The 12648-nt window shown below is 71.9% G+C and carries 11 protein-coding genes; 5 read left to right on the forward strand and 6 right to left on the reverse strand.

Going from position 1 to position 12648, the window contains the following annotated elements:
- Positions 1 to 123: 123 nt before the first annotated feature.
- From E5083_RS24015 to E5083_RS24025, 3 genes are read right to left on the reverse strand one after another with little or no spacing between them, the layout of a single operon-like run.
- Positions 124 to 1245, reverse strand: a complete 1122-nt coding sequence (locus tag E5083_RS24015) for a lipid II:glycine glycyltransferase FemX (RefSeq protein WP_135787778.1) — start codon at positions 1243 to 1245, stop codon at positions 124 to 126.
- A 36-nt stretch (positions 1246 to 1281) separates the two neighbouring features.
- Complete coding sequence (locus tag E5083_RS24020; protein WP_135787779.1) at positions 1282 to 2049, reverse strand: metallophosphoesterase family protein; 768 nt, start codon at positions 2047 to 2049, stop codon at positions 1282 to 1284.
- Entirely contained in the window at positions 2046 to 4961 is a 2916-nt protein-coding gene (locus tag E5083_RS24025) for an FAD-binding and (Fe-S)-binding domain-containing protein (protein WP_167513614.1), read from the reverse strand. The genes E5083_RS24020 and E5083_RS24025 overlap by 4 nt, the downstream gene beginning before the upstream one ends.
- A gap of 164 nt (positions 4962 to 5125) precedes the next feature.
- Here E5083_RS24025 and serC point away from each other — a divergent pair, with 164 nt between their 5' ends.
- Positions 5126 to 6244 (forward strand): phosphoserine transaminase, encoded by a 1119-nt coding sequence (gene serC, locus E5083_RS24030; protein ID WP_135787780.1) that lies wholly within the window; start codon positions 5126 to 5128, stop codon positions 6242 to 6244.
- 67 nt (positions 6245 to 6311) lie between these two features.
- Here the strand turns inward: serC and E5083_RS24035 are convergent, their stop codons facing one another.
- Positions 6312 to 7280, reverse strand: a complete 969-nt coding sequence (locus E5083_RS24035) for a WD40 repeat domain-containing protein (protein WP_135787781.1) — start codon at positions 7278 to 7280, stop codon at positions 6312 to 6314.
- A 99-nt stretch (positions 7281 to 7379) separates the two neighbouring features.
- Between E5083_RS24035 and E5083_RS24040 the strand changes: the two genes are divergently transcribed.
- The 3 genes from E5083_RS24040 (at position 7380) to E5083_RS24050 (ending at position 9740) form a co-directional block, all read left to right on the forward strand.
- The gene (locus E5083_RS24040; protein WP_135787782.1) at positions 7380 to 8054 is read left to right on the forward strand and encodes a GDSL-type esterase/lipase family protein; all 675 of its coding nucleotides are present in this window, start codon (positions 7380 to 7382) and stop codon (positions 8052 to 8054) included.
- 84 nt (positions 8055 to 8138) lie between these two features.
- Positions 8139 to 8699 carry a Uma2 family endonuclease gene (locus E5083_RS24045; protein WP_135787783.1) on the forward strand — a complete coding sequence of 187 codons (561 nt, stop codon included), beginning with the start codon at positions 8139 to 8141 and terminating at the stop codon, positions 8697 to 8699.
- A 48-nt stretch (positions 8700 to 8747) separates the two neighbouring features.
- Entirely contained in the window at positions 8748 to 9740 is a 993-nt protein-coding gene (locus E5083_RS24050) for an aldo/keto reductase (RefSeq protein ID WP_135787784.1), read from the forward strand.
- A 171-nt stretch (positions 9741 to 9911) separates the two neighbouring features.
- On the opposite strand, the gene thpR is transcribed toward E5083_RS24050, so the two are convergent.
- Positions 9912 to 10484 carry an RNA 2',3'-cyclic phosphodiesterase gene (thpR, locus tag E5083_RS24055; RefSeq protein ID WP_135787785.1) on the reverse strand — a complete coding sequence of 191 codons (573 nt, stop codon included), beginning with the start codon at positions 10482 to 10484 and terminating at the stop codon, positions 9912 to 9914.
- Positions 10485 to 10519: 35 nt separating this feature from the next.
- On the opposite strand from thpR, the gene E5083_RS24060 reads away from it, so the two are divergent.
- The gene (locus tag E5083_RS24060) at positions 10520 to 11290 is read left to right on the forward strand and encodes an inositol monophosphatase family protein (protein ID WP_135787786.1); all 771 of its coding nucleotides are present in this window, start codon (positions 10520 to 10522) and stop codon (positions 11288 to 11290) included.
- Positions 11291 to 11298: 8 nt separating this feature from the next.
- Here E5083_RS24060 and E5083_RS24065 read toward each other — a convergent pair whose 3' ends face one another.
- Positions 11299 to 12567 (reverse strand): MFS transporter, encoded by a 1269-nt coding sequence (locus E5083_RS24065; protein WP_167513615.1) that lies wholly within the window; start codon positions 12565 to 12567, stop codon positions 11299 to 11301.
- Between the last annotated feature and the right edge of the window lie 81 nt (positions 12568 to 12648).

A 12648-nucleotide genomic window follows, 5' to 3' on the forward strand; every position in this document is an offset into this window, starting at 1 on the left:
ACGTACACCTCGATGTACTTCCCGGTCCACGGTAATGGACCTCCGTCAGGTGTGTGAACCCTTATGCCACTGTACGCAGGCGGCGTCTTGGATGCTGAGATCAAGGCCCGGCGGGCCGGTGTCTCAGCGGCGGGACATGTACAGGTCGAACGCCTTGTGCAGCATCTTGTTCAGCGGGAAGCCCCACTCCCCCACGTACTCCGCCGCCTCGCCGCCCGCGCCGACCTTGAAGCGGAGCAGGCCGAGCAGGTGGTTGGACTCCTCCAGGGTGTCGGTGATGCCTCGGAAGTCGTAGACGTGCGCGCCCAGCTCGTGGGCGTCGGACATCATCCGCCACTGCATGGCGTTGTTGGGCTGCACCTCCCGCTTGCGGGCGGTGGAGGCGCCGTACGAGTACCAGACGTGGCTGCCCACGATCAGCATCGTCGCCGCCGCCAGCACCTCCCCGTCGTGGTGGGCGAGGTACAACCGCATGCGGTCCGGGTCCTCGTTGGCCAGCGCGGCCCACATCCGCTGGAAGTACGCCAGCGGGCGCGGGATGAAACGGTCGCGCTCGGCCGTCTCCCGGTACAGCTCGTAGAACACCGGCAGGTCGTCCGCGCCGCCGCGCACCACCTTCACGCCCGCCTTCTCGGCCTTCTTGATGTTGCGCCGCCACTGCTGGTTGAGCCCGCCGTGGATCTCCTCCAGCGACCGCCCGGCGAACGGCACCTGGCACACGTACCGGGGCTGCCCCGCCGCGAAGCCCTCCTCGGCGTCCGGTTCGCTCTGCCGCCAGCCCATGCCGCGCAGCCGGTCGGCGAGGGCCTGGGCGCGTGAGTCCTGCCAGGTCGGCTCGGCGTCCCGGAGCCGGTGCGCGGCCGGGTCGGCGATGGCGGCCTTGACCGCCTCCGGGCTCCAGCGCCGGGCCACCACCGGCGGGCCCATCTTCACCGAGAACGCCCCCCGTGCCTTCAGATGCGCCAGCATCGGCTCCAGCCGGCGCTCCAGGCCGTCCGCGTGCCAGTCGATCACCGGCCCCTCCGGCAGATACGCCAGATACCGCTTCACCTTGGGCAACGGCCGCAACAGCACCAGCCCCGCCCCCACGATCCGCCCGTCCCCGTCGAACCACCCCAGGCTCTCCGCCCGCCAGTCGGGCTTCACCTCCCCCCACGACGGCACCTGCATATGACTGACCGAGGACCGCGAACCCACAAACGCCAGATGCTCGGCCCGGCTGATGGGGCGCAGGGTGAGGGTCATACGGAGGACTCCTTCGCGCAGGCAGACCCGGTCACCCTACGATCCCGACCTCCCGTCCCTGGGCCCGAACGCCGCCAACGCCTCCGTGTCCGTCACCCGTGCGCGCAGATAGCAGTCGGCCCAGGCGGCGATGTCGGGGTACGCGCAGTCGGCCGTGAGCCGGGCGACTGCCTCCGGTATGTCGTACGCCGTCACCCGCAGGTCGGCTCCGGGACCGAGCAGGCCCCAGTGGGCGCCGGGACGGCCGTACGGCATGCCGACGCTGCCGGGGTTGACGATCAGCCGGCCGTGCGCGAGCCGGACGTAGGGCATGTGGGTGTGGCCGCAGACCACGGTGCCGACGCCGGGCGGCACGCCGTCGAGCACCTCGGCCCAGCGGCCGGGGCGGGAGTCGACGAGGACGACCTCCTCGTCGTCGCGCGGAGTCGCGTGGCAGAACAGCACTTCTCCGAGGCCCCGGACGCGCAGGGTCAGGGTGGCGGGCAGCGAGGCCAGGAGGTCCACCTGCTCGGCGCGCAGGGCCCGTGCGGCGAACACCCCGATGGGGTCGGGGATCTCCGTGCGCTCGCCCCGCCGGTACTCGACCAGTTCCCGGTCCGCGTTCCCGCCGAGCCACAGGACCTGGTCGCCCAGTCCGCGCAGCAGGTCCAGCACCTCGGCCGGCTGCGGACCCGCGGCGATGTCGCCGGTGACGACGATCCGGTCGGCGGCCGCCACCTCGGGCTCCGCGAGCACCGCCTCCAGGGCCGGCAGCACGCCGTGGATGTCGGAGAGGACCGCGACCCGCCCGTACTCCTCGCTCACTCCCGCCCCTCCCTCTCCAGCCCCTCAGCCAATACCTCCGCCAGATGCCGGGCCCGTATGCCCGTCAGTTGCTCGATCTGGGTTCGGCAGGAGTAGCCGTCTGCCAGGATCGCCGCGTTTTCGGGGGCGGAGTGGAGGGCGGGGAGGAGTTGGTCTTCCGCGCAGGTGCGGGAGACGTCGAAGTGGCCCTTCTCGAAGCCGAAGTTGCCGGCCAGGCCGCAGCAGCCGCCGGTCAGGGGGCCGGTGAGGGCGGCGGAGGTGCGCAGGTCGCGGTCGGCGGTGTCACCGAGGACGGCGTGCTGGTGGCAGTGGGTCTGGCCGGTGACGGGCAGGTTGAGGGCGGGTGGGGCCCAGTGGGGGGCGTATTGGCGGAGGGTTTCCGCGAAGGTGTGGACGGTGGCGGCCAGGCGGGATGCGCGGGGGTCGTCGGGCAGGAGGTCGGGGAGGTCGGCGCGGAGGGCCGCCGCGCAGCTCGGTTCCAGGACGACGACCGGGACCCCGGCCTCCAGTACCGGTTCCATCAGGTCCAGCGTGCGGCGCAGCACCGCGCGGGCCCGGTCCAGGCGGCCGGTGGAGATGTAGGTGAGCCCGCAGCAGACCTGGGCGCGACGGGCCCCGAGCAGCGCGGCCGGCGTGCGCGAGGTGCCGTCTGCCACCGGGCGCCTGCCGGGCAGCAGGGTCGGCGGCAGCGCCACCCGCAGTCTGGCCGACTCCAGTACCCGGACGGCGGCCCGCCCGACGGACGGCGACAGATGCTCGGTGAAGGTGTCCGGCCACAGCACGACCAGTTGCCCCGAGCCGCCGCTCTCCGGCGCCGGTGGCCGCGCCCGCCACCACCTGCTGAACGTCCCCGACGCCAGCCGGGGGATCTCCCGCTCCCGCGCGATCCCGCCCATCCGTTTCCCCAGCCGGGCCAACGGTCCCACCGCGGCGAGCCGGTTGACCAGCGGCGCCGCCCGCGCACGGGCCACCCACCGCAGCCACACCGGCAGCGAGCCCAGGCTGTAGTGGGCGGCCGGGCGCAGCCGGCCCGCGTAGTGGTGGTGCAGGAACTCCGCCTTGTAGGTGGCCATGTCGACGCCGACCGGGCAGTCCGAGCGGCACCCCTTGCAGGACAGACACAGGTCGAGGGCGTCCCGGACCTCGGTCGAGCGCCAGCCGTCGGTGATCACCTCGCCCGCGAGCATCTCGTGCAGCAGCCGCGCCCGCCCCCGGGTGGAGTGCTCCTCCTCCCCGGTCGCCCGGAACGACGGGCACATCACCGCGGACCCGCCCCCCGACTCCGTACGGCACTTGGCGACCCCGACGCACCGGCGGACGGCCGCGCGGAAGTCGCCGTCGTCGTGCGGGTAGCCGAAGGCGACGTCCACCGGGCGGCGGGGCAGCACCGCGAAGCGGAGGTTGTCGTCCAGCCGGGCCGGGCGGACCAGCATGCCGGGGTTCAGCAGGTCGTCGGGGTCCCACACCGCCTTGGCCCGCTCGAACAGCGCCACCATCTCGGCGCCGTACATACGCGGCAGCAGTTCCGCACGGGCCTGCCCGTCGCCGTGCTCCCCGGACAGCGAGCCGCCGTGGGAGACCACCAGGTCGGCCTGCTCCTCGGAGAAGCGGCGGAACCGGGCCACCCCGGCCTCGGTGAGCAGGTCGAAGTCGATCCGGACATGGACACAGCCCTCCCCGAAGTGGCCGTAGGGAGCGCCGCGCAGGCCGTGGGCGGTGAGCAGGGCGCGGAAGTCGCGCAGGTAGGCGCCGAGGCGGGCGGGCGGTACCGCGCAGTCCTCCCAGCCGGGCCATGCCTCCGTACCGTCCGGCATCCGGGTCGCCGTGCCGCTCGCGTCCTCCCGCAGCCGCCACAGGCCGCGCTGGGCGAGGGGGTCGGTGACGACCAGCGCGTCCACCGCGTCGGCCGCACGCACGACCGCCTCCGCGCGGGCCCGCGCCTCCCCCTCCGAGGCGCCGCCCGTCTCCACGAACAGCCACGCGCCGCCCTTCGGCAGCCCGATCGGCGCCCGGATCAGGTCGGCCGCCATACCCTCCACGGTCAGCGGGCCGTACGGCAGCAGACCGGACGCGGCATCGGCGGCGGCGCTCTCGTCGGCGTACCCCAGCACGGCCAGGGCGTGGACGGCCGGCGCCTCCACCAGGTCCAGCACCGCCTCCGTGAGGACGCCGAGGGTGCCCTCGGAGCCGCAGAAGGAGCGGGCCACGTCGGCGCCGTGCTCGGGGAGCAGGGCGTCCAGGGCGTACCCGGAGATCCGGCGGGGCAGCTCGGGGAAGCCGGTGCGCAGCCGGGCCAACTCCCCCTCCACCAGCGTCCGCAGCCCCTCCGGTGCGCCCGACCAGTCCCGGCCGAGGCGCAGCCGTTCGCCGCGCGCGGTGAGTACGGACAGTTCGCGCACACTGTCGGCGGTGGTGCCCCAGGCCACCGAGTGGGCACCGCAGGAGTTGTTGCCGATCATGCCGCCGAGCGTGCAGCGGCCGTGCGTGGAGGGGTCGGGGCCGAAGCGGAGGCCGTGCGGGGCGGCCGCCGCCTGGAGCCGGTCCAGCACCAGGCCCGGCTGGACCCTCGCCGTACGCCCGTCCGGGTCAAGCTCCAGCAGGCCGTTCATGTGCCGGGTGAAGTCCAGCACCACCCCGGTACCCGTCGCCTGCCCGGCGATGGACGTACCCCCGCCCCGCGCGACCACCGGTGTCCCCCGTGCCCGGCACACCTCCAGCACGGCGGCCACGTCCTCGGCGTCCCGAGGGGCGACCACGCCCAGCGGGACCCGCCGGTAGTTGGACGCGTCCATGGTCATCAGCGCTCGTGCGGTCGCGTCGAAGCGGACCTCGCCCCGCACGACCTCCCGCAGCTCGGCGGCCAGCCCGCCGTCGTCCTCGATCCCCATCTCAGTCCCCCGTCGATCGGTCATGGCTCCAGCATGCATCCGATCACGCAACGTCATCAGAAGTTGTCCACAGGCACACCCCGATCCTCAGATCGTCGTACGACCGCACAAGTCCACGACCCGGAGGAGTCGTCTCATCCGACGGACACGGCTTCGTCCCGTTTCACGCACCCGATACGCTCCGGCTCGTGGCCGACATCGAGATCCCCGCTGACATCAAGCCCGCCGACGGACGCTTCGGCGCAGGCCCCTCCAAGGTGCGGACGGAGGCGCTCGCCGCGCTCGCGGCGACCGGCAGTTCCCTGCTGGGCACCTCCCACCGGCAGGCCCCGGTCAAGAACCTGGTGGGCCAGGTCCGCGAAGGCATCAGCTCCCTGTTCTCCCTCCCCGACGGCTACGAGGTCGTCCTCGGCAACGGCGGCTCCACCGCGTTCTGGGACATCGCCACCCACGGGCTGATCGAGTCCAAGTCCCAGCACCTCAACTTCGGTGAGTTCTCCTCCAAGTTCGCCAAGGCGGCCAAGCTCGCCCCCTGGCTGGCCGAGCCGACCGTCATCGCCTCCGACCCCGGCACCCACCCCGAGCCGAGCGCCGAGGCGGGCGTGGACGTGTACGCGTTCACCCACAACGAGACCTCCACCGGTGTCGCCATGCCGATCAAGCGCGTGGCCGGTGCCGACGAGGGCTCGCTCGTCCTGGTGGACGCCACCTCCGGCGCGGGCGGCCTCCCGGTCGACGTCTCCGAGACGGACGTCTACTACTTCGCCCCGCAGAAGTCCTTCGCCTCCGACGGCGGCCTGTGGATCGGCGTGTTCTCCCCGGCCGCCATCGAGCGCGCCGAGCGCGTCCACGCGTCCGGCCGGCACATCCCGGAGTTCTTCAGCCTGCCGACGGCGATCGACAACTCCCGCAAGAACCAGACGTACAACACCCCGGCGCTCGCCACGCTCTTCCTGCTCAACGAGCAGCTCGAGTGGCTGAACGGCCAGGGCGGCCTGGACTTCGCCACCGGCCGTACCAAGGACTCCTCGACCCGGCTGTACACCTGGGCGGAGGAGTCGAAGTACGCGACGCCGTTCGTCACCGACCCGGCCAAGCGGTCGCAGGTCATCGGCACGATCGACTTCGCGGACGAGATCGACGCGGCGGCCGTCGCCAAGGCGCTGCGCGCCAACGGCATCGTGGACACCGAGCCGTACCGCAAGCTCGGCCGCAACCAGCTCCGCGTCGCCATGTTCCCGGCGATCGACCCGGCCGACGTCGAGGCGCTCACCAAGTGCGTCGACTATGTCATCGAGCGGATCTGAAACCTGTAGATCCACGTGAGAAGGGGCGCCCGGTGGTGAACCGGGCGCCCCTTCGCATGCCGCGCGCCTAGCGCTTGCGCCGCATCAGTCGCATGCCGAACACGGCGGCAACGCCGAGGGCGAGGAGGACGGCGCCGGTCTTGAGGCCGCCCCCGCCGGTCTTCTCCCCCGAGGCGGAACTACCTCCAGTGGACGGCGACTTGGAGGCCACGGCACCACCCTCCGGCGCTTCCAGCGCCCGTACCTGGCTCTGCGCGCCCTCGCTGCCGTACATCAGCTTGGTGCCGTCGGCGGAGTAGCTGACGGACTCGCCCTGGCCCTGGAGGGGTACGTTCAGCCGGTCCAGCTTCTTGATCCGGCCGCCGTTCCAGTCGTAGGAGATGCCGCCGAAGTAGCCGCGTACGGCGAGCTGTTGACCATTCGGCGAGAAGGCCGCGTCGGTGGCCCACAGGTCGACGGGGGCCACCGGGCGGAAGATGTTCGCGCCGGAGGACGACAGTTGGGCGGGGCCCTCGTACAGGTGGCCGCCGTCCTCGTTCTTGTCGATGATGTAGACGCGGCCGGTCTTGGGGTGGACCATCAGCGACTCGGCGTCGCGGGGGCCGTCGGAGTACTTCACGACGTACTGCGTGGCCGTGACCGTCTGGTCCTGCAGGGTCTTGGGCTCGGGCAGGCGGTAGATCCAGACGTAGGGCCAGCGGCCGTGGAAGTTGTCCCCGATGTCGCCGACGTAGATCTGATGGTCAGGCCCGATGGAGATGGCCTCCACGTCGCGCGGGGAGCCGATGCCGCGCAGGGTGAGCGTGGCGACGGTCTTGCCGGTGCGGCTGTCGACGGCGTAGAGGTAGGGGCCGTCGTCGCTGTCGTTGTGCGTCCAGTAGACGCCCGGGTGCAGGTGGGAGGCGGCCAGGCCGCTGGACTCGGTGATCCTGGGGTCCTCGATGGTGAACCCCTGGTCCCCGTCCGCGGCGTGGGCGGGCAGGGCGCAGGCACCCGCGAGCAGGGCCCCGGCAAGCAGGGCGAACGGTCGGCGCATGGTCCAAGACTGCCACCTGGCGCGGGCGTTCACTTGGGGTGGTGGGCCTCACATCGGCCCTGGGTGCGGGCCCATACCGCGATCCGCCATCATGAGCGGATGCTCAGGTTCATGCCCGTAGGTGACTCCATGACGATCGGGAGCGCGGGCGAACACACGTGGCGTTACCGGCTGTGGCAGCACCTGCGGGGCACATACGGCGGCCCGTTCCAGATCGTCGGTCCCCGCGAGACGCTGTACGACCAGGCCACCGGGGAGCCCGACTCCTACGAGTACGCCGACCCCGACTTCCCGCGCGCCCACCTCGCCGGCTGGGGCGAGGGCTGGCAGCACATGGCTCCGCTGATCGGGGAGGCGGTGCGGGCGCACCGGGCCGACGTGCTGCTGGTCTCCCTCGGGCTGATCGACCTGGGCTTCTACACCAACGCGGAGCAGACGGCCGACAACGTGCGGGCGTTCGTGGCGGCGGCCCGTGAGGCGCGTCCGCGTGTCCGCATGGTCCTCCTGCCGGTCATCCCGAACATACGCGCCCAGGAGGACGGCCCCTTCGCCGAACAGGTCGACCTCTTCAACACCCTCCTCGCCAAGACGGCCGCCGACCTGGACGAACCCCGGTCCCCGCTGCTGCTGGCCTCGGCGCCGGAGGGCTGGGACATCCACACGGACACCTACGACGGCACACATCCCAACGCGAGCGGCGAGCACCGGATCGCGGGGGCGTTGGCGGGGGCGATGTACGAGGCGTGGGGGCTGGGGGAGCCGTACGTGGCTTGATCATGTCGACGTGATCGTGGCGTTGCCGGGTGGCTGTGCGTTTCGTTCAACAGCTCACCAGGAGACGGTGGGGAGGAACGCCACATGGCCGGGATCGGTACGCCGACCACGCTGGACGACTGGTTCGCACGTCTCGAAGCGATGCCGGTGCCCGAGGGGTACAAGGCCGAGATCATCGAGGGGACGGTCCAGTTGACCAGCCGACGTGAATCCCAGTGGGAGATCACCGCCGACCTGTACGAGCAACTGCGGACCAGGCACCCCCGTGCGCGGCTGAAGTCCGGTGCCCGGCTCGACCTGCCGGGACCGATGAACAGCTACGCACCAGATCTGATGCTGGTCGCCGAAGAGGCCGAGAAGGATGGCCGGGGCCTCTGGCGCTGCGCGGACGTCCAGTTCGCCGCCGAGGTCCTCCCCCTGGACACGGTGGACCCCGCACCTGGCCCGAAGCAGGCCGCGTACGCCTCGGCGAAGGTCCCGCTATACCTCGTCGTGGACCCCCGACAGGGCAAGTCCCACGTCTACAGCAAGCCGAAGGACGACGAGTACATGGTCCGGGAAACGGTCGCCTTCGGAACCGACCTGAGGCTCACCGGCACCGCGATCGACCTCATCCTCAAAACCCACGACTTCCCCCGCGACTGACTCCCACCGCTTGCCTAGAGCGCGCTCCAAGACGTTGGCTAGGTGGGCATGAGGTATACGCAGCTTGGACGTACGGGTCTGAAGGTCAGCCGGCTGGTGCTGGGGACCATGAACTTCGGGCCGCAGACCGACGAGGCGGACAGCCACGCGATCATGGACGCGGCGCTGGACGCGGGCATCAACTACTTCGACACCGCGAACGTGTACGGCTGGGGCGAGAACAAGGGCCGTACCGAGGAGATCATCGGAACCTGGTTCGCGAAGGGCGGCGAGCGGCGGGAGAAAACCGTCCTGGCCACCAAGGTTTACGGGAACATGGGCACAGAAGGCGAGCCCTGGCCCAACTACGACAAGCTCTCCGCGCTGAACATCCGTCGCGCGGTGGACGCCAGCCTGAAGCGGCTGCAGACCGACTACATCGACATCTACCAGTTCCACCACATCGACCGGAACACCCCGTTCGAGGAGATCTGGCAGGCGGTCGACGTCCTGGTCACCCAGGGCAAGGTCCTCTACGCCGGTTCCTCCAACTTCCCCGGCTACAAGATCGCCCAGGCCAACGAGACGGCCCTGCGCCGGGGCAACACCCTCGGCCTGGTCAGCGAGCAGTGCCTGTACAACCTCGCCGAGCGCCGCGCCGAGATGGAGGTCATCCCGGCCGCCCAGGACTACGGGCTCGGCATCATCCCCTGGTCGCCGCTGCACGGCGGTCTGCTGGGCGGGGTCATCCGTAAGGAGGCCGAGCGCGGGCGCCGCGCCTCCGGCCGCGCGGCCGACGCCCTCGCGGACACGGCCACGCGCACCCGGATCGAGGCGTACGAGGAGCTGCTCGCCAAGCACGGCCTGGAGCCCGGCGAGGTCGCCCTCGCCTGGCTGCTGACCCGGCCCGGCGTCACCGGCCCCATCGTCGGCCCGCGCACCAAGGACCAGCTCGACTCGGCGCTGCGCGCGGTGGAGCTGGAGCTGAGCGAGGAGCTGCTGACGAGCCTGGACGAGATCTTCCCCGGCCCCGGTCCCGCCCCGGAGGCGTTCGCCTGGTAGCGGCAAGCGAGTAGCGGCACAGGAAAGGCCGCTCCGTACGGGGTTCCCCGCGGAGCGGCCTTGGGCGGCAGCCGTCAGTGGATGGCCGCCGCCACGGCGACGACCACCAGCATCAGCACGAGCGCACCGGCCATGATCCGGTTCCGGATTTTCGGTTCCACGACGACGAGCCTAACGGGCCGCGCCCAGTGCCCAGCGGCCGACCGGGTCGTACCGGGGCTGCTCACCGGGCACGTCGGAGGTGGGCAGGTGGCTGCGGACGAGGACCAGTTCGCCCACCGTCCAAGCGGTACCGGCGAATTCGGCGAGGGCGTCGACGTACGGCCGTAGGTCGGTGTCGCCCTTGCCTCGGGCCAGTGTGAGATGCGCCCGGTAGGGCCGGTGCTCCTCGCCGCCCACCCCGGCCCGCCGTCCGGCCGCCTGGGCCCGTCCGGCCAGCCTGCCCAGGGCGGTGAGGTCGCCGGAGGCTCCGGTCCACAGGGCCTTGCCCCGGCCGAAGCTGCCGCCTCCGGCGAGGGCCAGCGGGAAGGGTGCGCTCCGCGTGGCCGCGCGCTCCAGACGGCGTTCCAGCTCGGGCACGGTGTCCTCAGGGACCTCGCCGTAGAAGGCCAGCGTGAAGTGCCAGCCGTCCGGCTGGGTCCACCGCAGCGCGTCGGCCCCGGCGAGCCGCCGTAGCGCCCGTACCTCCCGGCCCAGCTCCGCCACGGCGCCCGGGGGCGGCAGGACGGCGGCGAAGAGTCTCATCCCCTCACCATCCCAGACCGGTACGCTGCGGCACCGTGACCGACGACCTCGACATAGCGACAGCGGGCGCCCTGGCCGGCGCCGAAGTAGTGCGCGAGGGCTACGGCAAGGAACTGGCCCGGATCGACAAGGGCGCCGGGGACTTCGCCACGGCGGCCGACGTGGCGGCCGAGCGGGCCATCCTGGACGTCATCCGCGCGGCCCGGCCCCACGACGCGGTACTCGGCGAGGAGGGCGGCCGACAGGGCGCCACCGACACCGGGCGCCTCTGGCTCGTGGACCCCCTGTGCGGCACCCTCAACTACGCCGTCGGCACCCCGCTCGTCGCCGTCAACGTGGCCCTCCGCGACGGCCCCGCAGCGGTGGCCGACCCCTTCACCGGCGAGGTCTTCCGCACCGACGGCAACACGGCCTGGCTCCACCACGAGGGCACCGACACTCCCCTGCGCCCCACGGCGGCGACCTCCCTGGTGGACGTCAACCTCGACCCGCCCTTCCCGAGCACCCCCGACTTCCGCGCCACGGACCTCCTGGCACACCCGGTGTTCGTGGCGCGCTTCCGCCCTCGGGTGGTCTCCACCACCCTGGCTCTGACCTGGGTGGCAGCAGGCCGCCGAGCCGCGTACGTCACCGACGGCACCGGCCTCTCCGGCAGCGTCCACTTCGCCGCCGGCATCGCCCTGTGCCGGGCGGCGGGCTGTGTGGTCACGGGCATCGACGGCGCACCACTGGGCCCGACCAGCAGGGGCTTGGTGGCGGCAGCGGACGCAGAGACCCACAGCCTGTTGATGAAGCTGATCCGCTGACCGTCCCCTCACGCCGCCGGCGTCAGCTCCTCGCTCCCCCTCGGCACGAACCGCAGATGCGGCCCCCGGTGCCAGCTCAGCCTCAGACGGAGATCCCCCGCGTGGGCCAGGAACAGCCCGATGACCGCGGCCGCAGCCGCCGAGATCACGCCGCCCGCGACGAAACCGAAGCGGGCGCCGTAGGTGTCGGTGACCCAGCCGACGAGGGGAGCGCCGAGCGGGGTGCCGCCCATGAAGACCATCATGAAGAGGGACATCACACGGCCCCGCATGGCCGGGTCGGTGGACATCTGGACGGCGGTGTTGGCGGTGACGTTGACCGTGAGGCCGAACGCGCCGATGGGGACCATCAGGAGGGCGAACAGCCAGTAGGACGGCGCCAGCGCGGCGACGATCTCCACCGTGCCGAAGGCCAGCGCGGCCGCGACCAGCACCCGGAACCGGGCCGTACCGCGCCGCGCGGCGAGCAGGGCGCCGATCAGGGAGCCGACGGCCATCAGGGTGTTGAAGAGGCTGTACGCACCGGCGCCGGCGTGGAACACGTCGTCGGCGAAGGCGGTGAGCCAGACGGGGAAGTTGAAGCCGAAGGTGCCGATGAACCCGACGAGCACGATGGGCCAGATCAGCTCCGGCCGCCCGGCGACATGCCGCAGCCCCTCCCGGAGCTGGCCCTTGCCGCGCGGGGCTCGGTCGACGGAGTGCAGCTCACGGGTGCGCATCAGCAGCAGCCCGGTGATGGGCGCGACGAAGGACAGCCCGTTGGCGAGGAACGCCCACCCGGTGCCCACTCCGGTGATCATCAGACCGGCGACCGCCGGGCCGACCAGCCGGGCGGACTGGAAGTTGGCCGAGTTCAGGCTGACCGCGTTCTGGAGCTGGCCGGGGCCGACCATCTCGGAGACGAAGGACTGCCGGGCCGGGTTGTCCACGACCGTGGCGAGACCGACCGCGAAGGCGGCGACGTACACGTGCCAGACCTGGACGTGTCCGGAGAGGGTGAGGGCGGCCAGCGCGAGGCCGGTGAGGGCCATCGCGGACTGGGTGAACAGCAGCGCGGGCCGCTTGGGCAGCCGGTCGACGAGGACACCGCCGTACAGGCCGAAGAGCAGCATAGGCAGGAACTGCAGGGCGGTGGTGATGCCGACGGCCGCCGAGGAGCCGGTGAGGCTCAGCACCAGCCAGTCCTGGGCGATGCGCTGCATCCAGGTGCCGGTGTTGGAGACGACCTGACCGGCGAAGAACAGCCGGTAGTTCCGGACCTTCAGCGAGCTGAACATCGACGTTCTGCCGGTGGCCGGGGTAGTAGGTGCCGGTGCGGGGACGGAAGCTGCTCCGGGTCCCGTACTCAAAAGGTCGCC

Origin of the sequence: Streptomyces bauhiniae (assembly GCF_004784475.1) — a bacterium.
Classification (GTDB): domain Bacteria; phylum Actinomycetota; class Actinomycetes; order Streptomycetales; family Streptomycetaceae; genus Streptomyces; species Streptomyces seoulensis.

What these genes read in the sequence shown, in the direction of transcription:
- E5083_RS24015 (WP_135787778.1), bottom strand. Translation starts at nt 1,245, where the DNA reads ATGACCCTCACCCTGCGCCCCATCAGCCGGGCCGAGCATCTGGCGTTT.
- E5083_RS24040 (WP_135787782.1), top strand. Translation starts at nt 7,380, where the DNA reads ATGCTCAGGTTCATGCCCGTAGGTGACTCCATGACGATCGGGAGCGCG.
- E5083_RS24050 (WP_135787784.1), top strand. Translation starts at nt 8,748, where the DNA reads ATGAGGTATACGCAGCTTGGACGTACGGGTCTGAAGGTCAGCCGGCTG.
- thpR (WP_135787785.1), bottom strand. Translation starts at nt 10,484, where the DNA reads ATGAGACTCTTCGCCGCCGTCCTGCCGCCCCCGGGCGCCGTGGCGGAG.
- E5083_RS24035 (WP_135787781.1), bottom strand. Translation starts at nt 7,280, where the DNA reads ATGCGCCGACCGTTCGCCCTGCTTGCCGGGGCCCTGCTCGCGGGTGCC.
- E5083_RS24065 (WP_167513615.1), bottom strand. Translation starts at nt 12,567, where the DNA reads ATGTTCAGCTCGCTGAAGGTCCGGAACTACCGGCTGTTCTTCGCCGGT.
- E5083_RS24045 (WP_135787783.1), top strand. Translation starts at nt 8,139, where the DNA reads ATGGCCGGGATCGGTACGCCGACCACGCTGGACGACTGGTTCGCACGT.
- E5083_RS24025 (WP_167513614.1), bottom strand. Translation starts at nt 4,961, where the DNA reads ATGACCGATCGACGGGGGACTGAGATGGGGATCGAGGACGACGGCGGG.